The organism is Stenotrophomonas sp. YJH_SMC_81, from assembly GCF_059370875.1.
In genome coordinates this window covers 407,199-430,053 of record NZ_JCAFUB010000004.1, presented here as the reverse complement: position 1 = coordinate 430,053, position 22,855 = coordinate 407,199, and the positions used below count along the sequence as shown (strand labels likewise).

Annotated in this window: 27 protein-coding genes; 3 read left to right on the top strand and 24 right to left on the bottom strand. The window is 66.7% G+C overall.

All coding sequences use genetic code 11. The features are described from left to right. Window positions 1-181: 181 nt before the first annotated feature. The 9 genes from ubiB to rlmE form a co-directional block, all read right to left on the bottom strand. Window positions 182-1,864: a 2-polyprenylphenol 6-hydroxylase gene (gene ubiB, locus AC5P8U_RS11515; protein WP_088497764.1), complete on the bottom strand. Its 1,683-nt coding sequence runs from the start codon at window positions 1,862-1,864 to the stop codon at window positions 182-184. Window positions 1,865-1,898: 34 nt separating this feature from the next. After that, on the bottom strand, window positions 1,899-2,393 hold the full coding sequence (locus AC5P8U_RS11510) for a CinA family protein (RefSeq protein WP_088497763.1): 495 nt from the start codon (window positions 2,391-2,393) through the stop codon (window positions 1,899-1,901). A gap of 121 nt (window positions 2,394-2,514) precedes the next feature. Next, on the bottom strand, window positions 2,515-3,825 hold the full coding sequence (gene hflX, locus AC5P8U_RS11505) for a ribosome rescue GTPase HflX (RefSeq protein ID WP_061480155.1): 1,311 nt from the start codon (window positions 3,823-3,825) through the stop codon (window positions 2,515-2,517). 14 nt (window positions 3,826-3,839) lie between these two features. Continuing rightward, complete coding sequence (hfq, locus tag AC5P8U_RS11500) at window positions 3,840-4,115, bottom strand: RNA chaperone Hfq (protein WP_004152891.1); 276 nt, start codon at window positions 4,113-4,115, stop codon at window positions 3,840-3,842. Window positions 4,116-4,211: 96 nt separating this feature from the next. Further along, on the bottom strand, window positions 4,212-5,165 hold the full coding sequence (miaA, locus tag AC5P8U_RS11495; RefSeq protein ID WP_227837856.1) for a tRNA (adenosine(37)-N6)-dimethylallyltransferase MiaA: 954 nt from the start codon (window positions 5,163-5,165) through the stop codon (window positions 4,212-4,214). Further along, window positions 5,165-6,061, bottom strand: a complete 897-nt coding sequence (gene folP, locus AC5P8U_RS11490) for a dihydropteroate synthase (protein WP_072166686.1) — start codon at window positions 6,059-6,061, stop codon at window positions 5,165-5,167. The genes miaA and folP overlap by 1 nt, the downstream gene beginning before the upstream one ends. A 684-nt stretch (window positions 6,062-6,745) precedes the next feature. Continuing rightward, window positions 6,746-6,931, bottom strand: coding sequence for a hypothetical protein (locus AC5P8U_RS11485; RefSeq protein ID WP_049482998.1), 186 nt, complete (start codon window positions 6,929-6,931; stop codon window positions 6,746-6,748). 102 nt (window positions 6,932-7,033) lie between these two features. Beyond that, window positions 7,034-8,968: an ATP-dependent zinc metalloprotease FtsH gene (ftsH, locus tag AC5P8U_RS11480; protein WP_005416038.1), complete on the bottom strand. Its 1,935-nt coding sequence runs from the start codon at window positions 8,966-8,968 to the stop codon at window positions 7,034-7,036. 69 nt (window positions 8,969-9,037) lie between these two features. After that, window positions 9,038-9,670 (bottom strand): 23S rRNA (uridine(2552)-2'-O)-methyltransferase RlmE, encoded by a 633-nt coding sequence (rlmE, locus tag AC5P8U_RS11475; protein WP_005409014.1) that lies wholly within the window; start codon window positions 9,668-9,670, stop codon window positions 9,038-9,040. Between the two features lie 65 nt (window positions 9,671-9,735). Here rlmE and yhbY point away from each other — a divergent pair, with 65 nt between their 5' ends. Together yhbY and AC5P8U_RS11465 are read left to right on the top strand one after the other, a co-directional pair. Next, complete coding sequence (gene yhbY / locus AC5P8U_RS11470; RefSeq protein ID WP_019658872.1) at window positions 9,736-10,041, top strand: ribosome assembly RNA-binding protein YhbY; 306 nt, start codon at window positions 9,736-9,738, stop codon at window positions 10,039-10,041. 13 nt (window positions 10,042-10,054) lie between these two features. After that, the gene (locus AC5P8U_RS11465) at window positions 10,055-10,429 is read left to right on the top strand and encodes an Mth938-like domain-containing protein (protein WP_061480160.1); all 375 of its coding nucleotides are present in this window, start codon (window positions 10,055-10,057) and stop codon (window positions 10,427-10,429) included. Window positions 10,430-10,457: 28 nt separating this feature from the next. Here the strand turns inward: AC5P8U_RS11465 and AC5P8U_RS11460 are convergent, their stop codons facing one another. From AC5P8U_RS11460 to surE, 5 genes are all read right to left on the bottom strand, one after another. After that, the gene (locus AC5P8U_RS11460; protein ID WP_072166688.1) at window positions 10,458-10,946 is read right to left on the bottom strand and encodes a hypothetical protein; all 489 of its coding nucleotides are present in this window, start codon (window positions 10,944-10,946) and stop codon (window positions 10,458-10,460) included. Between the two features lie 192 nt (window positions 10,947-11,138). Continuing rightward, window positions 11,139-11,921: a peptidoglycan DD-metalloendopeptidase family protein gene (locus AC5P8U_RS11455; RefSeq protein ID WP_005416034.1), complete on the bottom strand. Its 783-nt coding sequence runs from the start codon at window positions 11,919-11,921 to the stop codon at window positions 11,139-11,141. Next, entirely contained in the window at window positions 11,918-12,532 is a 615-nt protein-coding gene (locus tag AC5P8U_RS11450) for a YqaA family protein (protein ID WP_005416033.1), read from the bottom strand. Before AC5P8U_RS11450 ends, AC5P8U_RS11455 begins: the two co-directional genes overlap by 4 nt. An 18-nt stretch (window positions 12,533-12,550) precedes the next feature. Then, window positions 12,551-13,228: a protein-L-isoaspartate(D-aspartate) O-methyltransferase gene (locus AC5P8U_RS11445; RefSeq protein ID WP_005416032.1), complete on the bottom strand. Its 678-nt coding sequence runs from the start codon at window positions 13,226-13,228 to the stop codon at window positions 12,551-12,553. Continuing rightward, window positions 13,225-14,004 (bottom strand): 5'/3'-nucleotidase SurE, encoded by a 780-nt coding sequence (surE, locus tag AC5P8U_RS11440; RefSeq protein WP_005416031.1) that lies wholly within the window; start codon window positions 14,002-14,004, stop codon window positions 13,225-13,227. The genes AC5P8U_RS11445 and surE overlap by 4 nt, the downstream gene beginning before the upstream one ends. A gap of 209 nt (window positions 14,005-14,213) precedes the next feature. Between surE and AC5P8U_RS11435 the strand changes: the two genes are divergently transcribed. Further along, entirely contained in the window at window positions 14,214-14,753 is a 540-nt protein-coding gene (locus tag AC5P8U_RS11435; protein WP_072166690.1) for a Smr/MutS family protein, read from the top strand. 70 nt (window positions 14,754-14,823) lie between these two features. Here AC5P8U_RS11435 and truD read toward each other — a convergent pair whose 3' ends face one another. The 10 genes from truD to AC5P8U_RS11385 all read right to left on the bottom strand — a co-directional run bounded on the left by truD (window position 14,824) and on the right by AC5P8U_RS11385 (window position 22,717). Continuing rightward, the gene (gene truD / locus AC5P8U_RS11430; RefSeq protein ID WP_447897264.1) at window positions 14,824-15,855 is read right to left on the bottom strand and encodes a tRNA pseudouridine(13) synthase TruD; all 1,032 of its coding nucleotides are present in this window, start codon (window positions 15,853-15,855) and stop codon (window positions 14,824-14,826) included. Beyond that, window positions 15,852-16,349, bottom strand: coding sequence for a 2-C-methyl-D-erythritol 2,4-cyclodiphosphate synthase (gene ispF / locus AC5P8U_RS11425; protein ID WP_061480165.1), 498 nt, complete (start codon window positions 16,347-16,349; stop codon window positions 15,852-15,854). Before ispF ends, truD begins: the two co-directional genes overlap by 4 nt. Window positions 16,350-16,383: 34 nt before the next feature. Next, window positions 16,384-17,082 (bottom strand): 2-C-methyl-D-erythritol 4-phosphate cytidylyltransferase, encoded by a 699-nt coding sequence (gene ispD / locus AC5P8U_RS11420; protein ID WP_005416029.1) that lies wholly within the window; start codon window positions 17,080-17,082, stop codon window positions 16,384-16,386. After that, window positions 17,079-17,432 (bottom strand): cell division protein FtsB, encoded by a 354-nt coding sequence (gene ftsB, locus AC5P8U_RS11415; RefSeq protein ID WP_005416028.1) that lies wholly within the window; start codon window positions 17,430-17,432, stop codon window positions 17,079-17,081. The genes ispD and ftsB overlap by 4 nt, the downstream gene beginning before the upstream one ends. A 4-nt stretch (window positions 17,433-17,436) precedes the next feature. Continuing rightward, window positions 17,437-18,729 (bottom strand): phosphopyruvate hydratase, encoded by a 1,293-nt coding sequence (eno, locus tag AC5P8U_RS11410; protein ID WP_447897263.1) that lies wholly within the window; start codon window positions 18,727-18,729, stop codon window positions 17,437-17,439. 96 nt (window positions 18,730-18,825) lie between these two features. Continuing rightward, window positions 18,826-19,155, bottom strand: a complete 330-nt coding sequence (locus AC5P8U_RS11405; RefSeq protein ID WP_188241102.1) for a hypothetical protein — start codon at window positions 19,153-19,155, stop codon at window positions 18,826-18,828. After that, a complete protein-coding gene (locus AC5P8U_RS11400; RefSeq protein ID WP_072166696.1) occupies window positions 19,155-19,502 on the bottom strand; it encodes a hypothetical protein in 348 nt (115 codons plus the stop codon). Before AC5P8U_RS11400 ends, AC5P8U_RS11405 begins: the two co-directional genes overlap by 1 nt. Continuing rightward, a complete protein-coding gene (gene kdsA, locus AC5P8U_RS11395) occupies window positions 19,499-20,329 on the bottom strand; it encodes a 3-deoxy-8-phosphooctulonate synthase (protein ID WP_334271586.1) in 831 nt (276 codons plus the stop codon). Before kdsA ends, AC5P8U_RS11400 begins: the two co-directional genes overlap by 4 nt. Before the next feature lie 89 nt (window positions 20,330-20,418). Next, a complete protein-coding gene (gene pyrG / locus AC5P8U_RS11390) occupies window positions 20,419-22,083 on the bottom strand; it encodes a CTP synthase (protein ID WP_005416023.1) in 1,665 nt (554 codons plus the stop codon). A 400-nt stretch (window positions 22,084-22,483) separates the two neighbouring features. Next, entirely contained in the window at window positions 22,484-22,717 is a 234-nt protein-coding gene (locus tag AC5P8U_RS11385; RefSeq protein WP_005408997.1) for a hypothetical protein, read from the bottom strand. Window positions 22,718-22,855: the final 138 nt, after the last annotated feature.

Sequence of the window (22,855 nt, the reverse complement as noted above, 5' to 3'; positions counted from 1 at the left end):
ATTAGTAGTATTACTACTAATGCGCACAACTGCAAGTGCCGGGTCTGTAGTGCCGCGCCATGCTCGGCAGTTGGGCCAATGGCCGGGCGGCAAAGGCAAAAAGCAGCCGACCAGCGATTGGCCCTACCGGAATCGCGCAGCGATTCCGCGGTTCCAGTGGGGAACCGCTGCGGCAAGCACACTAGGTATGCTTGCCGCTCCTCCATATCGAGTACAGGATCCACACGCCACAGAAGCCGGCGCCGATGAACCCGCACACCCCCAGCGCCAGCAGCCAGCGACTGGAGACCCCGCCAACGCTGTGCATGACGATCGAGGACCCGATGATCAGCGCGGCGGTGACGATACCCATCACCAGCCGGTTCGCTGCCCGATTCACCTGTTCGCCGAAGCCCTGCAGCGCGGTGGTTTCCACCTTCAGCTGGAGGCGGCCGCGGCGTGCGGCCTGGACCAGCTTGCGCAGGTCGCGCGGCAATTCCCCGGCGAAGTCGACCAGGCCCAGCAGGCTGCGTCGGCCACGCTTGAGCAGCGCATTGGGCGCATAGCGCTGCAGCACCACCCGTTCAAGGAACGGGCGCGCGGCACTGGCCATGTCGAAATCCGGGTCCAGCTGGCGGCCCATGCCTTCCAGGGTCAGGAAGGCCTTGATCATCAGCGCCAGATCGGCCGGCAGGGTCAGGCTGTAGCTGCGCAGCAGCTGGGTGATATCGCCCAGCATCAGGCCGATGCGCAGGTCCTTCAGCGGCACGCCGCGATACTGGTCGACGAACTGGCTGATGTCGTGCTGCAGGCGGTTCTCGTCAACTTCCACGCCGCCGGCCCAGTCCAGCAGCACATCGGCCACGCCCTGCGGATCCTGCTCGACCAGCCCGTGCAGCAGCTGCGCGACCTGGAAGCGGCGCACTTCGGACAACGCGCCGACCATGCCGAAATCAATCACGCCGATGCGGCCGTCACGCAGGTAGAGGATGTTGCCGGGGTGCGGGTCGGCGTGGAAGCAGCCGTCCTCCAGCACCATCTTGAGCACGATGCCGGCACCGCGCCGAGCCAGTTCGCGCCGGTCCAGGCCCGCCGCATCGACGCCGGCCAGGTCACGGCCGGGAATGCCGTCGACGAAGTCCTGGACGTTCAGGCTTTCACAGGTCCACTGCCAGTGCACGCTGGGGATCAGGATGTCGTCACGGCCGTTGAAGTTGCGCGCGATGCGCTCGGCGTTGCGGCATTCGGCGGCGAAATCCAGCTCGCGTCGCAGCGACACGGTGAACTGCTGCACGACCTCGGCCGGACGATAGCGGCGCAGGTCCGGCAGCCGCGCCTCGACGATTTCGGCCAGGCGCGCCAGCAACCGCAGGTCGGCTTCAACCACGTCACGGATGCCGGGGCGGCGCACCTTCAGTACTACTTCGCGGCCGTCGTGCAGCCGTGCACGATGGGCCTGCGCCAGCGATGCGGCGGCCATCGGGATTTCATCGAGGAAGGCGAACACGTCTGCAGGCGAGGCACCCAGGTCGGCCTCCAGCTGCTCGCGGATATCGGCATACGGCAGCGCGGGTACCGCGTTCTGCAGCTCGGACAGTTCAGCGATCCATTCCGGCGGCAGCAGGTCAACGCGCGTCGCCAGCACCTGCCCGAGCTTGACGAAGGTCGGGCCGAGATCCTGCATCGCGCTGCGTACGCGCACCGGCGCGGTCATCCGCAGCAGTTCCTGGCGATCCTCGTTCCAGTGCAACAGGCGCCCTGCGCGCTCCAGCGTGGTGGCCAGGCCGATGCGCCGCACCACGTCACCGAAGCCATAGCGGATCAGGACGACCGCAATTTCCTGCAGTCGGCCCAGGTCGCGGACCGTGCCCAACGTTTCCCACATCATGCGTGCTCCGGACGATTACCGGAGCAGCATGTCACAGCTGGGCGTCGATGCCGCGCAATGCCGCCGCTACGGTTTGCCGGCGGATGGCTTCGCGGTCGCCCTCGAACTGGAACAGCTCGGCGCGGGCGTAGCCGCCGCGCCGCTTCCAGCCGATCCAGACGCTGCCGACCGGCTTGCCAGGGCTGCCACCGCCGGGACCGGCGATGCCGGTCACCGCCACCGCGATGCCGGCACCCGAGTTGACCAGCGCACCGGAAACCATTTCCAGCACGGTTTCGCGGCTGACTGCGCCAAACTGCTCCAGCGTTTGTGCGCGCACGCCGAGCAGGCGCTGCTTGGCTTCGTAGCTGTAGACCACCATGCCGCAGTCGAAGAATGCCGACGAACCTGCGATGTCGGTCATGCACTTTGCAATCCAGCCACCACTGCAGCTTTCAGCGGTCACCAGCTGCAGCGAGGCCTGCTCCAGGCGCTGCCCAAGCGCGGCGGACTGGCTATTGAGTTCAGCGTCGGTGGGGATGGACATCGGCATGACGGTGGGGTGAAGAACCTGCACGTTGTACCGCAGATGACAGCCAGATGTCGCGCCCATCCGGATGGTTGCGCTGCCGGCCGGCGGCCGGCACTACCGGGCATCGGCCGCTACCTCACCACTCCGGCGGTTTTTCCGGCAGCAGCGCCCGGATCGGGGCGCCATCGGCACTGGCGGCCAGCTTCTCAGCTTCGGCGATCGGCAGGTCGACCTGCAACAGCCAACCGTCTTCATCAGCCTGCTCGCTACGGATCACTTCCAGTTGGTGCAGGCGCGCGCGCAGGCGGCCGGCATCCGGCGGCAGGCGCAGTTCGCCGGAGACATGCTGCAGGCCCAGGCGCTTGCCCAGCACCGCCTGCAGCAGCTCCAGCCCCCGCCCGTCACGCGCGGAAATCCAGACCCGCTCACGACGCGACTCATCCGGGATACCGTCCTGGCCGTCGTGGCGCACGTCGGCGCCGTCAATGCGGTCGATCTTGTTGAACACCAGCAATTGCGGCAGGTCACCGGCACCGACTGCGGTCAGCACCTCGTCGACCTGGGCGATGCGCTCCTCGCGGTGCGGGTCGGCAGCATCGACCACGTGCAGCAGGAAATCGGCCTCGCGCGCCTCGGACAGGGTCGAGCGGAACGCAGCGACCAGGTCATGCGGCAGGTCGCGGACGAAGCCAACGGTGTCGGCCAGCACCACGTTGCCGCCCGGCACCGCGATGCGGCGCACGGTCGGATCCAGCGTGGCGAACAGCTGGTCGGCGGCATAGGCCTCGGCGCCGGTCATGGCGTTGAACAGGGTCGACTTGCCGGCGTTGGTGTAGCCCACCAGTGCCACACGGGGCAGCTCGCTGCGCACACGCGCACGACGCATCTGGGTGCGCTGCACTTCCACCTTTTCCAGGCGCTTCTGCAGCTGCTCCACCCGCTTCTGCAGCAGACGGCGGTCGGTTTCCAGCTGGGTTTCACCCGGGCCGCGCAGGCCGATCGAACCGCCGCGCTGGCGCTCCAGATGGGTCCAGCCGCGCACCAGCCGCGTAGCCAGGTGGCGCAGCTGTGCCAGTTCGACCTGCAGCTTGCCTTCGTGGCTGTGCGCACGCTGGGCGAAGATGTCCAGGATCAGGCCGGTGCGGTCGATCACCCGGCGCTCGAGGAAACGTTCCAGGTTGCGCTCCTGGCCCGGGCTCAACGCATGGTTGACCAGGATCAGGTCGGCCCCGCTGGCGTCGGCCGCAGCCTTGATCTCGTCCAGCTTGCCGCTGCCGATCAGGGTCGACGGATTCGGACGGTCCAGGCGCGCAGTGATCGTCGCGGCGATGCTGGCCCCGGCCGAGCGGGCCAGATCACCGAATTCTTCGAGCACATCGTCTTCCAGCTTGCCGAAATGGGGCTGGATCAACAGGGCGTGTTCACCCTTTTTCGAGCGGTCAAACATTCACCGCTCCGGTATTACTCGTCTGCTTCATCACCTGCCTGACCGCCTTCACCCGACTGCACGTAACCGCCGCCCGGACCGACCTTCACGTTGCGTGCCGGAACGACGGTGGAAATGGCGTGCTTGTAGACCATCTGACTGACCGTGTTGCGCAGCAGGACCACGAACTGGTCGAACGACTCGATCGTGCCCTGCAGCTTGATGCCGTTCACCAGGTACACCGAAACCGGCACGCGTTCGCGCCGCAGTGCGTTCAAGAAAGGATCCTGCAGCGATTGCCCCTTGGACATTGCACACTCCTGATTATTGTTCTTATTGGGTTGCCGACGGTTGCCGCGGCCCCCGAGCCGCCCGCCGACCGATGATGTTACACGGCTGGCGGGGATTCAGCGTGCGACGAAGGTCGACACCGCGCTGGCCAAGCGCTCACCATCAACATGGGGGTCGAACCAGCGCGCATCAAGCTCGCCGCGCAGCCAGGTCAGCTGGCGCTTGGCCAGTTGCCGGGTGGCAAAGATCGCCTTGTCACGGAAACGGGCGGCATCCTCCTCCCCGTCCAGGTACTCCCAGGCCTGCCGATAGCCGACCGCACGCACTGCCGGCAGGTCCAGGGGCGCCGCCACGGCAGCCATTTCCGGCATCGCGCGCAATGCCCGCACCTCGTCGAGAAACCCCTGCCCCAGCATGGCGTCGAAGCGCGCCTCGATGCGCTGGTGAAGAACCGCACGGTCGCGTGGGGCGAGGATAAGCTTGAGGGTGCGCACCGGCAATGGCGCTACGCCCGGCCGGCGCTGCCATTCAGTAATGGGGATACCGGTCAGGCGATAGACCTCCAGCGCCCGCTGGATGCGTTGCGGATCGGTGGCATGGATGCGTGCGGCGGCGGCCGGGTCGACCTTGGCCAGCTCGGCGTGCAGTGCCGCCCAGCCACGCTCGGCCGCCTCGGCGCTGAGCGCTTCGCGTATTGCCGGGTCGGCCTCCGGCATCGGCGACAGGCCCTGCAGCAGCGCCCGGAAGTACAGGCCAGTGCCACCGGCCAGGATCGGCGTCCTGCCACGCGCCACGATGTCGGCCACGACCCGCCCGGCATCGGCGGCGAACTCGGCCGCCGAGTAGGTCTGCCAGGGGTCACGCAGGTCCAGCAGATGGTGCGGCGCCTGCGCGCGCTCCGTCGCATCGGGCTTGGCCGAACCGATGTCCAGGTGGCGGTATACCAGTGCCGAGTCGACGCTGACGATCTCACCGTCCAGCTGCCGCGCCAGGGCGATCGCCGTGGCGGTCTTGCCACTGGCCGTCGGCCCCATCACGGCGATCGCCAGCGGCCGCCGGTCGATGCCCATCAGTCTTCGTCCGGCCAGCGGATCGTCGGCGCAGCGTCGGCGCGCGGCGTCGGTACGGCTTCCACCGCCTGCCAGATCTTCAGCGCATCAACTGTGGCCGCCACGTCATGCACGCGTACGATGCGCGCGCCACGCTGGACTGCGATCAGGTGCGCGGCCACCGAGGCCGCTACCCGCTCGGACGGCGTATCGCGACCGGTCAGTTCGCCCAGGCTGCGCTTGCGCGACAGGCCGGCCAGCATCGGCACGCCCAGCTCCAGGAACCGCTCGGAGCGTGCCAGCAGGGTCATGTTGTGGGCAGTGGTCTTGCCGAAACCGAAACCGAGATCGATCAGCAGGTTCTTCTTCGCAATGCCCGCCATCTCGGCAGCGAACAGACGCTGCACCAGGAAGCCGTGCACCTCGGCGACCACGTCGTCGTAATGTGGATCGACCTGCATGTGGCCTGGCTCGCCCTGCATGTGCATCAGCACCACCGGCACGCCGGTTGCAGCGGCGGCGTCCAGCGCCCCTTCCTGACGCAGGCCGAAGATGTCGTTGATCATGCCAGCGCCAGCCGCCACGGCCGCGCGCATCACTTCCGGCTTGAAGGTGTCGATGCTGATCGGCACCCGGGTGCGTGCGGCCAGCTGCTCGATCACCGGAATCACCCGGCGCAGTTCCTCCTCCACCGATACCGGCGCAGCGCCCGGCCGGGTCGATTCGCCGCCGATATCGAGAAGGTCCGCGCCCTCCTCGACCAGCTTCAGGCCATGAGCGACTGCGGCCTCGGTGGTGTCGTGCGCGCCGCCATCGGAGAAGGAGTCCGGGGTGACGTTGACGATGCCCATGACCTGGGCACGGTCGAGGCGCAGGATGCGGCCGGCGCAGTCGAGCTGGGGCGAGGTATCGAACATGGGCAATCCTGCAGGGACAACGGTGGGTAGTTTAGTTCGGCAGGGCTGCGCCCTGCACCCGCAGAGGCAACGGCCACAGCAAAAGCCCAGGCCACAGCAGAAGCTGGTTTCCTGAGGGTAGGCGGGGTGGGTCCGGCTGCGGGAGACGCCGTGAACCCCGCTCCGCGGTCCGGCCCAGCCGCTGGCGGCTGTGCGTTCGGGCGCTTGCGAAGCAGTGCTTCGCAAGCAAAGCGCCCTCACCCATGGGGGCTTGGCCGCGGCATCCATGCCGCGGACACTCCCGCAACCGGACCCACCCCGCTTTCGACAGATTTCCGCGATCTGTTGGAACAAATACCGGGGTCAGATCCGTTTTCCGGAGGAAAACGGATCTGACCCCATATTGATTTCGATATCTGACAGAGATTCATCCACGCATGGCGTGGATCTACCGTGTCGACCAAGGTCGACAGCCACCAACAGCAGCAGGAATCTGTCAGAGGTGGGGTGGTGTCGGAGGGCAGGGTGTCAGCCGCATGGATCCGGCTCCAAAGCTTACAGGGACGTACGTGCAGCACGCCCGCACTACGACACCGCCCCGCCATCCTACGCAAAGCCCGCTGTTGCTGTTGCTGTTGCTGTTGAGGTTGACGGCCAGCGGCCGGCACTACCGCGGGTGCAGGGCGCAGCCCTGCCGACACCCCCTCAACGGCGGCGGCGCTTGCGGTCCACGTACAGGGTCTTGGCGATGCTCAGCACGATGCCAACGGCGATACCCACCACGCAGCCCAGCAGCAGATTGTCGGCTCCCAGGCCCACACCGACGCCGACCACGGTGGCGATCACCATCTCGGCGGTGTGGGAAATCGGTTCGGGCTTCGGGGCGGACATGCGGGCTCCAGCGTCAGTTCGGTTCTTCGGAATGGGCCGGTAGCCCGGAAACGACGAAGCCGGGTTGCCCCGGCCTCGTCTGGTGTCACGCGCAGCGGGCCGTCAGTGCGATTCGGCCGGGCCCGCGATCGGCGGCAGCGGACGGGCGTCGCCGCCCTTGTCGTTGCCACCATCCTTGTTCGACTTGCTCCAGCCGGCCGGCGGCGGCGGATCGCGGCCTTCCATGATGGCGTCGATCTGCGGCGCGTCGATCGTCTCGTACTGCAGCAGCAGCTGGGACATCGCGTGCAGCTTGTCCAGGTTGGCCGTCATCAGCTCGGTGGTGCGCGCGTAGGCTTCGTCGAGGATCTTGCGCACTTCCTCATCGATGCGACGCGCGGTGTCGTTGGACACGCTCTTGTGCTGGGTGACCGATCGGCCCAGGAACACCTCGTCATCCTCTTCGCCATAGGCGATCGGGCCGAGCTGGTCGGACAGGCCCCACTTGGTGACCATGTTGCGGGCCATCTTGGTGGCGCGTTCGATGTCGTTGGAAGCGCCCGTGGTGACCTTGTCGGCACCGAAGATCAGCTCCTCGGCCACACGACCACCGTACAGCGAGCACAGCTGCGACTTGATCGCCACGCGGTTCATCGAATACTTGTCGCCTTCCGGCAGGTACATGGTCACGCCCAGCGCACGGCCGCGCGGGATGATCGTGACCTTGTAGACCGGGTCGTGCTCGGGCACCAGGCGGCCGACGATGGCGTGGCCGGCTTCGTGGTAGGCGGTCAGGGTCTTCTCTTCTTCGCTCATGGCCATCGAGCGGCGCTCGGCACCCATCAGGATCTTGTCGCGGGCACGGTCGAAGTGGTCCATGCGGACTTCCTTCTCGTTGCCACGCGCGGCGAACAGGGCCGCCTCGTTGCACAGGTTGGCCAGATCAGCACCGGAGAAGCCCGGGGTACCCCGCGCGATCACCATCGGCTCGACATCGTCGGCGAGCGGCAGCTTGCGCATGTGGACCTTCAGGATGTGCTCGCGGCCCTTCACGTCCGGCAGGCCAACCACGACCTGGCGGTCGAAACGGCCCGGACGCAGCAGCGCCGGGTCCAGCACGTCCGGGCGGTTGGTCGCGGCGATCACGATCACGCCTTCGCCACCTTCGAAACCATCCATTTCGACTAGCAGCTGGTTCAGGGTCTGCTCGCGCTCGTCATGACCGCCGCCCAGACCGGCGCCACGGTGGCGACCGACGGCGTCGATTTCGTCGATGAAGATGATGCACGGAGCATGCTTCTTGGCCTGCTCGAACATGTCACGCACGCGGCTGGCGCCGACGCCGACGAACATTTCCACGAAGTCCGAACCGGAGATCGAGAAGAACGGCACCTTGGCTTCGCCGGCAATGGCCTTGGCCAGCAGCGTCTTGCCGGTACCCGGCGGCCCGACCATCAGCACGCCGCGCGGAATCTTGCCACCGAGCTTGGTGAACTTGGACGGGTCGCGCAGGAAGTCGACCAGCTCGCCCACTTCTTCCTTGGCCTCATCGCAGCCGGCGACGTCGGCGAAGGTGACCTTGATCTGGTCTTCGCCCTGCAGCTTGGCGCGCGACTTGCCGAAGGACATCGCGCCCTTGGCACCGCCGCCCCCGCCCTGCATCTGCCGCATGATGAACAACCAGAAGCCGATGATCAGGATGACCGGCAGGAAATTCATCAGGATCGCGCCCAGGGAGATGCCGCTGGACGGCTCCTCCTGCACGATCTCCACGTTCTTGGTGCGCAGCACGTTGATCAGGTCGCGATCGAACGGTGCGGTGATGGTGGATGTCTGCCCGCCGCGGGTGGTGTAGGTCAGCTGGCTGGTGCCACCGCGCATGTCGCCGCCGAAGGCGACCTTCTGCACGTTGCCGCTGTCCACCTGGTCCAGGAACTGCGAGTACGACGCACCCTGCGCGCCGGCTCCGGAGGACTTCGGCGAGAAGCTCTGGAAGACCACCATCAGCACGACGGCGACGACCACCCATAGCAGGAGGTTCTTGGTCAAGTCGTTCATCCTCATTGGCTCCGGTGTTCCTCTCAGTGCTGGCGTTGCGTGGGGGTCGAACTTGCGTACATTGCGAGCTTACTTCATGTGGGCGCGTTTTCCCTGACCCAAGGCGTACACCTCGGGAGAGCGCTTGCGCGAGGCTTCCGGCTTGCGGATGGAGACCTTGTCGTACCGGCGGCGCATGTCGCGCACGTAGTCGTCAAAGCCTTCACCCTGGAACAGCTTGATCAGGAACGCCCCACCGGTCTTGAGGTGGTTGTCGGCAAAATCCAGGGCCAGCTCCGCCAGATGCATCATCCGCGGCTGGTCGACCGCGCCCACACCACTCTTATTGGGGGCCATGTCCGACAGCACAAGGTCTACCGGCTGGTCCCCGAGCATGGCTTCAAACTGCGATAGGACGGCTTCTTCCCTGAAGTCACCATGAAGGAACTCCACGCCGGCCAGCGGCGGCATGTCCAGGATATCCAGGGCCAGCACCCGGCCGGTATCGCCGATCTGTCTCCGCACCTGTTGAGACCAGCCGCCCGGGGCCGCGCCGAGGTCGACCACCACCATGTGCGGCTTCAGCAACCGGTCACGTTCCAGCAGCTCTTCGAGCTTGTAGGCGGCACGCGAGCGCATGCCTTCGGCCTGGGCCTTCTTCACGAAGGGGTCGGAGAAGTGTTCCTTGAGCCAGCGCTGGCTGCTTTTGCTGCGGGTAGCCATTGAAAATAGGGGCTGATGGGGTCCTCATGATACCCTGATCGCCCCATTCAACCGTCTTTTCCTGCATGTCCATCGCCCTGACCGCCTCCCAGACCCGTTTCCTGCGCGGCCAAGCCCACGACCTGAAGGCCCTGCTGCAGACCGGCGGCAAGGGTGTGACCCCGGCCTTCATTGCTGAGCTGAACGAAGTGCTGGAGCGCCACGAGCTGGTCAAGGTGAAGGTCGCTGCCGAAGACCGCGAGGCCCGTGACGTGATGATCGGCGAGATCGTCGAAGCCACCGAAAGCGCGCTGGTGCAGCGCATCGGCCACGTCGCCGTGCTGTACCGCCCGAGCAGGGAACAGCGCCAGATCGTGCTGCCGCGCGGCTGATCGCCCTACCGTCATGCAGCTGAACCACGAACCGCCCGACTACGCCTACAGCCTGCGCGCCGCCGATGGCCGCTCGGCCAAGGTCAATGACCAGGTGCTGGACGGCAGCTTCTTCCTGACCCCGGACCAGCTGGTCGCGCATTGGCCGGTGGCGAGTGCCGCTGCGTTGCAGCTGGCGGACCTCGAGCCGATCCTGGCGCTGAATCCGGCGCTGATCGTGCTGGGTACCGGTGACCGCCAGGTGTTCCCGCCGGCGGTGGTAATGGCCGCCTGCCTGTCCCGCGGCATCGGCCTGGAAGTGATGAACAATCCGGCTGCTGCACGCACCTTCAACATCCTGGCCGGCGAAGGCCGCAAGGTTGCGGCTGCTTTCATCCTGGAAGGCTGAGTTCTCGAGCCACCGGCGCCTCCGGCCGCTAGCGGCCTGAAGGCGCGCAGCGGAGTGCCGAGAACTCCTGGAGCCGGCCGATCAGGTGGCCGCCCTGCCCCCATCGGATATCCATGACCTTCCAGTCGCGGTCCTGCCGCTGCAGCAGGACCCGGTCGGTCCAGCGATAGTCGCCCACTGCCATGTCGACGCGGACCCAGGTCGCGTCACCCCTCGATTCGGGCATTCCCACCGCTACCGTGTCCGGTCGATCCGGCGCCAGCAGATACGGACTCTGGTCGAGCATGTGCGGTTTCTCATCGTGCGCGGCCAACGCGGTACAGGCCCGCTCGTAAGCATGCTGCGCATCGACCGCTGAGCGCAGTGCATCGCCCAGCAGCGAAGAAATGGCCGTTTCGTTCGACGTCGGCGCCTGGATGGCGTCGTAGAGACGGGTGACCACGTCACGTGGATCGCTGGCGGCGGTCGCCAAAGGCGCGACGATGAGCAGCACGAAAAGGGCTGTTGGTCGAGACATGCGGCACCGGATCGGGGGGGGGCTGGTTCCGTTGAAGCATGCCGCTTCCCTGGCTTGCCGGGAAGCTTGAGATGCGCCACTGAAGATCGCAGATGGCCACTCGCGGCGGCCAGCGTACAGCGAGTCGAGCATGGTTCGACTCTACAGGTCAGGAACGCCAGGCATGGCCCGGCATTCCCTGTTCCAACCGCGTCACCGTGCCGGCAGGTACTGCTGCGGATCGACCGGCTTGCCGTTGTAGCGAATCTCGAAGTGGACCATGTCGCGGTTCGCACCGGTGCGGCCCATTTCGGCGATCTGCTCGCCAGCCTTCACGCTCTGCCCTTCATTCACCAGGCGCTTGCGGTTGTGACCATAGGCGGACAGCCACTGGTCGCTGTGCTTGATGATGATCAGTTCGCCGTAGCCGACCAGGCCGGCACCGGAGTACACCACCACACCGTTGGCGGTTGCCTTGACCGGCTGGCCGCTGGTGCCGGCGATGTCCACGCCCTGCTTGGTCGCGTCACCGGCCACGTAGCGGCCGACGATCGCGCCATCGGCTGGCCAGCGCCAGGCGATGTTGCTCTTGACCGGCCCGACCGGCGCCGGGGCCGGCGCGGTGCTGCCGCCACTGCTGCCAGCCGAACGCGGCGGGGTGACCACCGTGGTCGGCGCACGGCCGCTGGTGGCCCCCTGCGGATACAGGCGGATCACCTGGCCGGGGTAGATGGTCGACGGGTTGTCCAGACGATTCCAGGCAATCAGGTCGGCCGGGGTGATGTCATGGATGCGGGCCAGCGCATAGATGGTGTCGCCCTTGCGCACCACCACGGTCTGCCCAGGCTTGGGTACCGAGGTCTTCGGCGTGGTCACGCCACCAGCGTTGCCGCCGCCCGGGCGGACCACGGTGGCGGTACCGCAGGCGGCCAGTGTGGAAACCAGCAACGCCAGCGCGCCGATGCGCACTCCCTTGCTCAGACGATCAGGATTCATGCGAACTTCGACCTCCATACAAGCCAGGCGATCAGCACCACCACCAGCACGGTGGCGATCCAGCCCAGCGGTTCAATCCAGCGACGCAGCGCCGCTTCGGCACGCGCACCACCGATACGGATGACCGCGGCCAGCACGAACACGCGCTTGCCACGACCGATCAACATGCTCAACAGGTACTGCGGCATCGGTACGCCGACGATACCCGATGCCCACGTGAAGACCTTCATCGGGATCGGCATGAAGCCGCCCAGCACCAGGAAGGTGAACACCGCCCACGGTGATTCGGCCATCTTCGCCTGCACGGTGGTGATGCCCTGCTCGATCGCTGGAAGCATGCCCAGCGCCTCGAACACTGGCTTGATCGCCTCGAAAGCGTAATGACCCAGCGCGTAACCCACCAGCGCGCCGACCATCGAGCCCGCCAGGCTGAGGGTGGCGAACCACCAGCCACGCTTGGGCTGGGCCACGCACATCGGTGCCAGCATCACTTCCGGCATCACCGGGAAGATGATCGCTTCAAAGAAACTCAATACCGTCAGATAGGTCGGCGCGCGTTCGTGCGCCGCCCACTTCATCGCCCGCTCGTACAGCGGCCCGAAAATCTTCATGCAACCCTGCTCCGTGGATTAGTCGAGCATGCCAGACAGCAGCGGCACGAACGTGACCGGCGCCAGCACGCGTTGTTCGATGCTGCCATCGGGCTTGCGGTCCAGCTGCACCAGCGACTGTCCGCCCGGGCCACCCACCGGCGCCACCAGGCGCCCCCCTTCAGCCAGCTGCCCGACCAGTTCATCGACCAGTGCAGGCGCCGCGGCGGTGACCACGATGGCATCGAACGGACCGTGCTCGGCCCATCCGGCGCGACCGTCATCATGCTTGGTGCGGATGTTCATGCCCAGTGCGCGGAAGCGCTTGCGTGCCTGCCGCAACAGGTCACCGATTCGCTCCACGGTGTAGACCTCCAGGCCCAGCGCGCCCAGGATGGCGGCCTGGTAGCCCGAGCCGGTGCCGACTTCCAGCACGCGCTTCGGCGCGACCTGGAGCACTGCCTCGGTCATCCGGGCGACCACCCAGGGCTGCGAGATGGTCTGGCCATGGCCGATCGGCAGCGCGGTGTCCTCATAGGCACGCGAGGCCAGTGCTTCATCGATGAACAGGTGGCGCGGCACTACCCGGATTGCGTTCAAGGTGGACTCGTCGACGATGCCAGCTTCGCGCAGGCGATCGACCAGACGGTCACGCACGCGCTGCGAGGTCATGCCGATGCCGACAGCTTCCGGCTGCAGTCGCAGGCGTGGACTCATGCCGGCCGGTCCAGCGCGGCGCTGAGGCCACCCACCCAGCTGGCCACTTTCTCCAGCGCCTGGTAGCGGGTCAGGTCCACCTGGATCGGGGTGATCGAGATGTGGCCGGTGCGCACCGCGTGGAAGTCGGTGCCCGGGCCGGAGTCCTGCTCGCGCCCGGCCGGGCCGATCCAGTACACCTCGTTGCCGCGCGGATCCTTCTGCGCGATGCAGCCTTCGGCACGATGGCGGTTGCCGAGGCGGGTGACCTCGAAGCCCTTGACCTCGCTCCACGGCAGATCCGGCACGTTGACGTTGAGGATGGTGTCGGCCGGCAGCGGATCGGCCTTGAGCCGGGCGACGATCTCCACTGCGGCACGCGCGGCGGTGTCGAAGTGCTTCGGATCGTGGTTGCGGGTGACCAGCGAGACCGCCACCGCCGGCAGGCCGAGGAAGCGGCCTTCCATCGCCGCCGAGACGGTGCCGGAATAGATCACGTCGTCGCCGAGGTTGGCGGCGTTGTTGATGCCTGACACGACGATGTCCGGCTCGAATTCAAGCAGGCCGGTCAGCGCCAGATGCACGCAGTCGGTCGGCGTGCCCGCCACCGAGACGGTGTAATGGTCGATGCGCTTGAGCCGGATCGGCAGGTCCAGGGTCAGCGAGTTGCTGGCACCGGAGCGATCGCGGTCAGGCGCGACCACCGTGACTTCGTGTCCGGCCTCGCGCAGGACCGAAGCAAGCATCCGGATGCCTGCGGCGTCGACACCATCGTCATTACTGACCAGGATTCGCATCTTCGATTTAACCGCTTGATTTTCCAAGAATTCGATTCCGTCACCGTGCAGTGTGGGCGGGACCGTCGTACTCCCCTGCGGAAGCCGTCGACCCTGCAAGGGCATCGTCTATTGTGCCGCATGCGAGCCGCCGGTCCTACCCTGCCGGCGGTCACGACCGACATCGAGCCGTCATAGGCAGACCCGCGCCGGCGGTTTACCCTGTGCGCATGTCGCACCCTGAAGACGAAGATCCGGCCGCGCTGTTCCGTGCGGCCATCGGTGAAGTGACGCCGCTGCGCAAGGATGCCGAACCGGCGCCTGCTGCGCCCCGGCCGAAGCCGCGCGCACGCATGGCCGAACGCGACGACGCCGAAGCCGCGGGCGAGTTCGCCCGGCTGCTGCGCGACAGTACGCCGCTGGAAGCGGGCGACGTGGCCAGCTACCGCCGCGACAACCTGCCACCGCGCCTGTTCCAGCGTCTCAAGCGCGGCCAGTATTCGGTGCAGGATGAGCTGGACCTGCACGGCGCCACCGCCGCGCAGGCGGAAACCCTGCTGCGCCAGTTCCTGCTGGAAGCGCATGCACACGAGTATGGCTGCGTGCGCATCATCCACGGCAAGGGCCTGCAATCCGATGGCGGTGCACCGGTGCTGAAGAACCTGGTCGATCGTCTGCTGCGGCTGCGCAACGACGTGCTGGCGTTTCATTCGGCGCCGGCCGGGCAAGGCGGCACCGGCGCGGTGCTGGTGCTGCTGGCACGGCGTTGAGAAACAGGGACGGAGGGAATCAAGTCGTTTGTGCCACAAACGACTTGATTCCCTCCGTCCCCTTTTTCTATCAGGCCTGCGCGGCGTCTTCGACGGGGCCGAGTTCGTGCAGCACGGCGGTGGCGTAGCAGCCCGGCGGCAACGCGAACGAGAGTTCCAGTACATCACTGGCCAGCCACTGATGCTGCAGCAATGCCGGGCGCAGGCGCAGCGCGCGGCGCTCCTGCTTCAGCCGTGCGTCTTCCAGGCCAGCGCGCAGCGCCTTCGATTCCTCGTCGTCCAGCGCGGCCAGCTCCAGCTCACGTGCAGCGTCGGCGCTGCGCAGCTCGCCTTCGCCCCACAGCGGAGCGCTGGGATGGATGTCGAAACGCGCCAGGCGCTCGGCCAGCACGTCGGTGTAGGGTTCGGGGCCGAACACGCTGCGGCTGCCATCGAGCATCCACACTTCACCGTCCAGCGGTTGATCCCAGTTGCCCTGCTCCACGCGCGCGGCGAGCACACGATTGAACAGCGCCGAGCGCGCGGCTGACAGCAGCAGCGAACGCTGGTCCTTGCGCATGCGGCGGCCACCGAACATCGCCAATGCCGCCGGCACGTTGCCGCCGTCGCGGCCGAAGCGCTGCTCGCCAAACCAGTTCGGCAAGCCGCGCCCGGCGATCTGCTGCAGGCGCTCGCTGATCGCCGCAGCATCGCCCTGCACCTCGCGCAGCACCAGCCTGAAGCGGTTGCCGGCCAGTGCACCACGCTGCAGCTTGCGGTTGTGCCAGGTCGCTTCGAGCACTTCGATCTCGTCACTGGCCAGCTCGGCCAGGTCCGGCGCGATGCGCTTGGGCAGGTGCACGCTGAAACGCTGGGTGGTGACCGCATGGCGATCCTTCATGCCTGCGTAGCTCACCGCCAATTCCGGCAGGCCCGCCCACTTGGCCAGCAGCTTGGCCACATGCACGGTGTTGGCGCCGCGCTTGCGGATGTGCAGCAGCAGGTGCTCGCCTTCACCGGTGGCCTCGAACGCCGGCAGTTCATCCACCTGGAAATCGTCCGGCGTGGTGCGGATGCGCGCCGTCAACAGCGGCGCACCAAACGCCAACGGCAGCGGGATCATGCCGCCACCAGCAACACGACCGCCTGCGCGGCGATGCCTTCACTGCGGCCGGTGAAGCCCAGCTTCTCCGAGGTGGTGGCCTTGACGCTGACCGCGTCCAGCGGCAGCTGCAGCAACCCACCAATGCGCTCACGCATGGCCAGCGCATGCGGGCCAACCTTCGGCCGCTCGCAGATCACGGTGATGTCGGTGTTGCCAACACGCCAGCCACGCTCGCGCAGCAGGCTGTCGCAATGGCGCACGAAATCGCTGCTGTCGGCGCCCTTCCAGCGATCATCGCTCGGCGGGAAATGCTGGCCGATGTCGCCCAGTGCCAACGCACCGAGCATCGCATCGCACAAGGCGTGCAGGATCACGTCACCGTCGCTGTGCGCCAGCACGCCGCAGCTGTGCGGCACGTTCACCCCGCCGAGCATGATGTGATCGCCTTCACCGAAGGCATGGACGTCGTAGCCCTGGCCGATACGGACGGGCGGGAACGGTGCGGTGCTCATGGATGCAGCCCTTGCAGCAGGGCCGCGCAGGCAGTCAGCCGGCGCGGCGGGAAAGTACGAATTCGAACCGGTCCAGATCGGCCGGGGTGGTGACCTTGAAGTTGTCCTCGCTGCCTTCCACCAGCAGCGGGCGCTGGCCCTGGCGCTCCATGGCCATGGCCTCGTCGGTGACTTCAACACCGGCAGCGGCGGCGTCAGACAGCGCGCGGCTGAGCTGGTGGCGGCGGAACAGCTGTGGTGTCAGCGCACGCCACAGCCGCTCGCGCGGTTCGGTGCCATCGATGCCACCGTCGTCGCCCGCACGCTTGAGGGTGTCGCGCACCGGTGCGGCCAGGATCGCCCCGACCGGATCGGCACGCCCGACTTCAAGCAGGCGGCCAAGATCAGCCAGCGACAGGTTGGGTCGCGCGGCGTCGTGGACCAGCACGAATTCGTCGGCGCGCACCGAGTCCGGCAGTGCCTGCAGCCCGGCCAGCACCGAGGCGGCACGGGTCGCGCCGCCGATGCAGGTCAGCACCGGTTTGCCGGCCCATTCGCTCCAGCCCGGCCAGTCGCCGTCGTCCTGGCCGATCACCACCATTGCGCCGGCCACGGCCGGATGCGCCAGCAGCGCGTCCAGGGTATGGGCGAGCAGGATCTGCCCGCCCGCCTGCAGGTACTGCTTGGGCAGCGGCGCACCAAAGCGGGCGCCACGGCCGGCAGCCGGAACCACCACCCAGATCGCCGCGCTCATGGCACGTCCGCCGGGTGATCGCCGGCCTGGACAGTGACGCCTGCAGCGGGCTGCGCCGGACGGACCGGCGCATCCTCGACCACGCGGTAGAACTTCTCGCCGGGTTTGATCATGCCCAGCTCGCTGCGCGCGCGTTCCTCGATGGCGGACTGGCCTTCCTTGAGGTCCTTCACTTCAGCGGCCAGCGCGTCGTTGCGCTGCTGCAGGCCCTCATTGTCCCGCTCCTGGTTGGCGACCTGGGCTTCGAGCATCATCACTTCACCCGAATTGCCCGGACCGAACCAGAAGCGGTACTGCAGCCAGCCCAGCAACAGGGCCAGCACCAGCAGCATCCAGCGCCAGTCGCGCATCGGCTCAGCGCTTCAGCGAAACGAACGCGTCACGACCGGCGTAACGCGCGCCGGCGCCGAGGGCTTCCTCGATGCGCAGCAGCTGGTTGTACTTGGCCACGCGATCGCTGCGGCACAGCGAGCCGGTCTTGATCTGGGTGGCGGTAGTGGCCACCGCGATATCGGCGATGGTGGTGTCTTCGGTTTCGCCCGAGCGGTGGGAGACCACGGCGGCATAGCCGGCGCGGTCGGCCATGGCGATCGCTTCCAGGGTTTCGCTGAGGGTGCCGATCTGGTTGACCTTGATCAGGATCGCGTTGGCGGTGCCCGAGTCGATGCCTTCCTGGAAGATCTTCGGGTTGGTCACGAACAGGTCGTCACCGACCAGCTGCACCTTCTTGCCGATGCGGTCGGTCAGCAGCTTCCAGCCGGCCCAGTCGTTCTCGGCCAGGCCGTCTTCGATCGTGATGATCGGGTACTGCGCGGCCCAGTCGGCGAGGAAGTCGACGAACTGCTCGGAGGTCAGGCGCTTGTTCTCGCCGACCAGGTTGTACTTGCCGTTCTCGAAGAACTCACTGGAGGCCACGTCCAGGCCCAGCAGCACGTCTTCACCGGCGGTGTAGCCAGCCTTGCCGATCGCTTCGAGGATGGTGTCCAGCGCTTCGACGTTGCTGCGGAAGTCCGGCGCGAAGCCGCCTTCGTCGCCCACCGCCGTGCTCAGGCCGTGGCCCTTCAGCACCGACTTCAGCGAATGGAAGATTTCGGTACCAGCGCGCAATGCTTCGGAGAACGAGATGAAGCCCACCGGCAGCACCATGAACTCCTGGAAGTCGACGTTGTTGTCGGCATGCGCACCGCCATTGATGATGTTCATCATCGGCACCGGCAGCGACGGCGCCACGCCTGTCCGGGCGGCCAGGTACTGCCACAGCGCCTGCTTGCTGGATGCGGCGGCGGCGTGCGCGGCGGCCATCGAAACACCCAGCAGCGCGTTGGCACCCAGCCGCCCCTTGTTCTCGGTGCCGTCCAGATCGATCAGGCGACGGTCGAGGCCGGCCTGGTCGGTGGCTTCGAAGCCCTTCAGCGCGGCGGCAATCGTGGTGTTGACGTTGTCCACGGCCTTGCGCACGCCCTTGCCCAGGTAACGGGTCTTGTCGCCGTCACGCAGCTCGACCGCTTCCTTGGTACCGGTCGAGGCGCCGGAGGGAACCGCGGCGCGACCGAACGAACCGTCCTCCAGGATGACTTCGGCTTCCAGCGTGGGATTGCCACGGCTGTCGAGGATTTCACGGGCGTGGATGCTGCGGATCGTACTCATGGTCGGGCCGGTTACCTGTCTGGAGAGGGGGCGACAAAACGAATGCCGCGTGATTATCCCCGGCTGCCTGCCACTTGCCAAATGGCGCAGGCGCCGTCAGGCCAGAGTGGCCCCGATCACCATCAGGATCAACGACACCAGTACCACCAGCAGGCCACCGGCAATGGCGGCCAATACGCCGCCGCGGCGGCAACGCCAGGCCATCACCATCGCCACCAGGCTGCCAACAAAGGACAGCACGAGCATGGTCAGTGCAGCCAGGATCCAGTACTGCATGGCCTGCATGCCATGGCTGCCATCCCCGGGCGAACCGAAACTGGCGGCGAAGGCGAATACAGCTGTCATCAGGCCGGCCCAGGCAAGAACAGCCAGCGCCAGCGCGATCAGGCCCCAGGGCCGATCACGGGTTGCCAGGGTCGCATTCATCAGAACAGCCCGTAGAACAGGGCACCAAGCCACAGCGACAGCAGGACGATCGCCAACCCGGCGGCCACCTTGCCACGGTTCAGGCGCCAGGCCAGTACGGCGGCAGCGACGCACCCCACGGCGCCGACCAGCTCTGCCACCAGCAGCGCAATGAAGTACGCCCGAAGATCGGGCGCGCTGCTGCCATCACCCGGTGGCCGCACCGATGCAGCACCGATCAGCACCAGGCAGAACATGCCCACGGTGAACACCACGGACAGCCCCAGCGCGAGCAGACCCCACGGCCACTGTCTCCAGTGCCGGCGGTGACGCTGGGTTTCCAGCGCCATCCACGGGTCACGACTCACGCGAAGCGCGAGAAACCGTGCTTCTTGGTCACCGCGTCGAGTTCCATCAGGGTCTCGAGCAGGGCCTCCATCTGGTCCAGCGGCCACGCGTTGGGACCATCGGACAGCGCCTTGGACGGGTCCGGATGAGTCTCGGCGAACAGGCCGGAGATGCCCACCGCCACGGCGGCACGGGCCAGCACCGGCACGTGCTCACGCTGGCCACCGGAACTGGTGCCCTGCCCGCCCGGCAGCTGCACCGAATGGGTGGCGTCGAACACCACCGGGCAACCGGTCTCGCGCATCACCGCCAGCGAACGCATGTCGCTGACCAGGTTGTTGTAGCCGAAGCTGGCACCGCGCTCGCAGACCATGATCTGCTCGTTGCCGGTGGCCTTGGCCTTCTCCACGACCGGCTTCATGTCCCACGGCGCCAGGAACTGGCCCTTCTTGATGTTGACCGGCTTGCCGGCCGAGCACACTTTGCGGATGAAGTCGGTCTGGCGGACCAGGAAGGCCGGGGTCTGCAGCACATCCACCACCGAGGCCACTTCATCCATCGGAGTGTACTCGTGGACGTCGGTCAGCACCGGCACGCCGATCTGCTTCCTGACCTCGGCCAGGACCCTCAGGCCCTCTTCCATGCCCGGGCCGCGGAAGGCGGTGCCCGAAGTACGGTTGGCCTTGTCGAAGCTGGACTTGAAGATGAAGTTGACGCCGAGCTTGTCGGTGATCTCCTTCAACTTGCCGGCGGTATCGAGCTGCAGCTGCATCGACTCGATCACGCAGGGGCCGGCGATCAGGAACAGGGGCTGGTCCAGCCCGACCTCGAATCCACACAGTTTCATGGCGTTTCCTTGTTGTCCGCAGCACCGGCCGGGCCGGTGCGCTGGGGGTTGAAGCATGCAGGATGGGGGCCGAAGCCCCCATTCACAAGTCAGGCGCGCGCTTCGGAAAGCAGCTTGCCGCCGGCCTTGCGCTCGCGCGCGGCACGGATGAAACCGATGAACAGCGGATGGCCGTCACGCGGCGTGGACAGGAATTCCGGGTGCGCCTGGCAGGCCAGGAACCACGGGTGGGCGTCGCGCGGCAGCTCGACCACTTCCACCAGGGTGTCGTCCATCGACTTGCCGGCGATCACCAGGCCCGCATCTTCCAGCTGGGTGCGGTAGCGGTTGTTGAACTCGTAACGGTGGCGATGGCGCTCGGCGACCACGTCCTTGCCGTACAGCTCGCGGGCCAGCGTGCCCGGCTTCAGGCGTTGTTCCTGCAGGCCCAGGCGCATCGTGCCGCCGAGGTCGCTCTTGTCGTCACGCTTCTCGACATCGCCGCTGGCGGTGCGCCATTCGGTGATCAGGCCGATCACCGGGTTCGGCGACTGGCGATCGTTCTCGGTGCTGTTGGCACCTTCCAGCCCGACCACGTTGCGCGCGTAATCGACCACCGCCGCCTGCATGCCGTAGCAGATGCCGAAGTACGGCACCTGCTGCTCGCGGGCGAACTTCGAGGTCAGCACCTTGCCTTCGAAACCACGGTCACCGAAACCACCCGGCACCAGGATGCCGTCGACATCGGCCAGTGCGGCCATGTCGGTGCCTTCCAGGTCCTGTGCTTCCAGCCACTTCAGGTTGACCTTGGTGCGCTGGCGCAGGCCACCGTGCTTGAGGGCTTCGCCGACCGACTTGTAGGCATCCTGGTGATCGACGTACTTGCCGACCACGGCGATGGTCACTTCGTCCAGCGGGTGCAGGGTCGCATCGACCGCGTCTTCCCACATCGACAGATCGACCGGACCGGCCTTGTCGGCCAGCTTCAGCTGGTTCACCACGATTTCGTCCAGGCCCTGTGCATGCAGGCCGGACGGGATGCGGTACAGCACGTCCACGTCCGGCACGCTGATCACCGCACGCTCGGAAACGTTGGTGAACTGGGCGATCTTGCGGCGCTCCGAATCCGGCACAGCCTGCTCGGAGCGGCACAGCAGCACATCCGGCTGGATGCCGATCGAACGCAGCTCCTTCACCGAGTGCTGGGTCGGCTTGGTCTTCAGCTCACCGGCGGCGCCGATGTACGGCACAAGAGTGAGGTGCATGAACAGCGCCTTCTCCGGGCCACGTTCGGTGCGCACCTGGCGGATCGCCTCCAGGAACGGCAGCGACTCGATGTCGCCAACGGTGCCGCCGATCTCGACCAGCGCCACGTCGTAACCTTCCGTGGCTTCATCGATGCAGCGGCGGATCTCATCGGTGATGTGCGGGATGACCTGCACGGTCGCGCCCAGGTAGTCGCCACGGCGCTCCTTGCGGATCACGTTCTCGTAGATGCGGCCGGTGGTGACCGAGTTCTTGCGGCTCAGGCGGGTGCGCACGAAGCGCTCGTAGTGGCCCAGGTCGAGGTCGGTCTCGGCGCCGTCGTCGGTGACGTAGACCTCACCGTGCTGGAACGGGCTCATGGTGCCCGGGTCGACGTTGATGTACGGGTCGAGCTTCATCATCGTGACCTTCAGGCCACGGGCTTCGAGAATGGCGGCCAGTGACGCAGCGGCAATGCCTTTGCCGAGCGAGGACACCACGCCGCCGGTTACGAAAATCAAGGGAGTCATGGCTGCAAGCATCCTGTCTGGAAATGGAAAACGGCAGCACCACGCGCACCCGGAGGGCGGGCATGGAGCTTGAAGGGGGTTTTCCGGTTCGCTGGGGCAGCGAGGGAGGTGCTGGGCCGTGCGGCGGCAGGCGCCGGACGGGGACCACCCTGCGAGGTCGGGGCGGCCGTGCCGGTCAAATCGACCGTCACCTGCGACCCGCATTGCTGGCGACCACGCATGGTCGTGCCAGCCCATTCGCAAAGGGTGGACACGCACTTACTCCCGGAAAGCCATAGTTTACAGATTGATGGGCGCCAACCCAAGGGGCAGTTGCGGCCGTCACTCAAAAGAAACGCCCCGCTGGGCGGGGCGTCGGGGGGCGAATCCCTTGCGGCAAGGGCTTCGGAGGGCGGAAGAATTACTTCTTCTTCCGCGCCTCTTCTTCCTCTTCCTGCTGCGGGGCCGGCTGGCCCTGCGCCTTCATTTCGGCATTGGCCTGGGCGCGGCGCTTGGCCTTGGCATCGGCTTCGGCCTGCGCCTTGTCGGCCTGGCCACCCTGCTGCGGGGCCGGCTGGCCGGCGTTCTGCGCCACCACCAGCGGCACTGCAACGGCGGCAGCGGCCAGGATCGCAATGGTCAGCAACTTCTTCATGAGGTCCTCCTCGCGGTATGGCTTGGACGTTCAGACCCAACGGGGCCGCCGGCGTTCAGATTCCAGCGGCTGCCATTTTACCCCCTCCCCGCCGCCGAGGCTGAACCGCAGGCGTGCAAATTCCCTTGCCAGACCCCA

Excerpts from the sequence above, each read along its gene's own strand:
- AC5P8U_RS11460 (WP_072166688.1), bottom strand. The coding sequence starts at position 10,946 with ATGTCTCGACCAACAGCCCTTTTCGTGCTGCTCATCGTCGCGCCTTTG.
- AC5P8U_RS11455 (WP_005416034.1), bottom strand. The coding sequence starts at position 11,921 with ATGAATCCTGATCGTCTGAGCAAGGGAGTGCGCATCGGCGCGCTGGCG.
- kdsA (WP_334271586.1), bottom strand. The coding sequence starts at position 20,329 with ATGAAACTGTGTGGATTCGAGGTCGGGCTGGACCAGCCCCTGTTCCTG.
- rlmE (WP_005409014.1), bottom strand. The coding sequence starts at position 9,670 with ATGGCTACCCGCAGCAAAAGCAGCCAGCGCTGGCTCAAGGAACACTTC.
- hfq (WP_004152891.1), bottom strand. The coding sequence starts at position 4,115 with ATGTCCAAGGGGCAATCGCTGCAGGATCCTTTCTTGAACGCACTGCGG.
- miaA (WP_227837856.1), bottom strand. The coding sequence starts at position 5,165 with ATGGGCATCGACCGGCGGCCGCTGGCGATCGCCGTGATGGGGCCGACG.
- ispD (WP_005416029.1), bottom strand. The coding sequence starts at position 17,082 with ATGAGCGCGGCGATCTGGGTGGTGGTTCCGGCTGCCGGCCGTGGCGCC.
- surE (WP_005416031.1), bottom strand. The coding sequence starts at position 14,004 with ATGCGAATCCTGGTCAGTAATGACGATGGTGTCGACGCCGCAGGCATC.
- eno (WP_447897263.1), bottom strand. The coding sequence starts at position 18,729 with ATGAGTACGATCCGCAGCATCCACGCCCGTGAAATCCTCGACAGCCGT.
- AC5P8U_RS11450 (WP_005416033.1), bottom strand. The coding sequence starts at position 12,532 with ATGAAGATTTTCGGGCCGCTGTACGAGCGGGCGATGAAGTGGGCGGCG.
- AC5P8U_RS11465 (WP_061480160.1), top strand. The coding sequence starts at position 10,055 with ATGCAGCTGAACCACGAACCGCCCGACTACGCCTACAGCCTGCGCGCC.
- AC5P8U_RS11405 (WP_188241102.1), bottom strand. The coding sequence starts at position 19,155 with ATGAATGCGACCCTGGCAACCCGTGATCGGCCCTGGGGCCTGATCGCG.
- ubiB (WP_088497764.1), bottom strand. The coding sequence starts at position 1,864 with ATGTGGGAAACGTTGGGCACGGTCCGCGACCTGGGCCGACTGCAGGAA.
- ftsB (WP_005416028.1), bottom strand. The coding sequence starts at position 17,432 with ATGCGCGACTGGCGCTGGATGCTGCTGGTGCTGGCCCTGTTGCTGGGC.
- hflX (WP_061480155.1), bottom strand. The coding sequence starts at position 3,825 with ATGTTTGACCGCTCGAAAAAGGGTGAACACGCCCTGTTGATCCAGCCC.
- pyrG (WP_005416023.1), bottom strand. The coding sequence starts at position 22,083 with ATGACTCCCTTGATTTTCGTAACCGGCGGCGTGGTGTCCTCGCTCGGC.
- ispF (WP_061480165.1), bottom strand. The coding sequence starts at position 16,349 with ATGAGCACCGCACCGTTCCCGCCCGTCCGTATCGGCCAGGGCTACGAC.
- truD (WP_447897264.1), bottom strand. The coding sequence starts at position 15,855 with ATGATCCCGCTGCCGTTGGCGTTTGGTGCGCCGCTGTTGACGGCGCGC.
- AC5P8U_RS11435 (WP_072166690.1), top strand. The coding sequence starts at position 14,214 with ATGTCGCACCCTGAAGACGAAGATCCGGCCGCGCTGTTCCGTGCGGCC.
- folP (WP_072166686.1), bottom strand. The coding sequence starts at position 6,061 with ATGTTCGATACCTCGCCCCAGCTCGACTGCGCCGGCCGCATCCTGCGC.
- AC5P8U_RS11385 (WP_005408997.1), bottom strand. The coding sequence starts at position 22,717 with ATGAAGAAGTTGCTGACCATTGCGATCCTGGCCGCTGCCGCCGTTGCA.
- yhbY (WP_019658872.1), top strand. The coding sequence starts at position 9,736 with ATGTCCATCGCCCTGACCGCCTCCCAGACCCGTTTCCTGCGCGGCCAA.
- AC5P8U_RS11510 (WP_088497763.1), bottom strand. The coding sequence starts at position 2,393 with ATGTCCATCCCCACCGACGCTGAACTCAATAGCCAGTCCGCCGCGCTT.
- AC5P8U_RS11445 (WP_005416032.1), bottom strand. The coding sequence starts at position 13,228 with ATGAGTCCACGCCTGCGACTGCAGCCGGAAGCTGTCGGCATCGGCATG.
- ftsH (WP_005416038.1), bottom strand. The coding sequence starts at position 8,968 with ATGAACGACTTGACCAAGAACCTCCTGCTATGGGTGGTCGTCGCCGTC.
- AC5P8U_RS11485 (WP_049482998.1), bottom strand. The coding sequence starts at position 6,931 with ATGTCCGCCCCGAAGCCCGAACCGATTTCCCACACCGCCGAGATGGTG.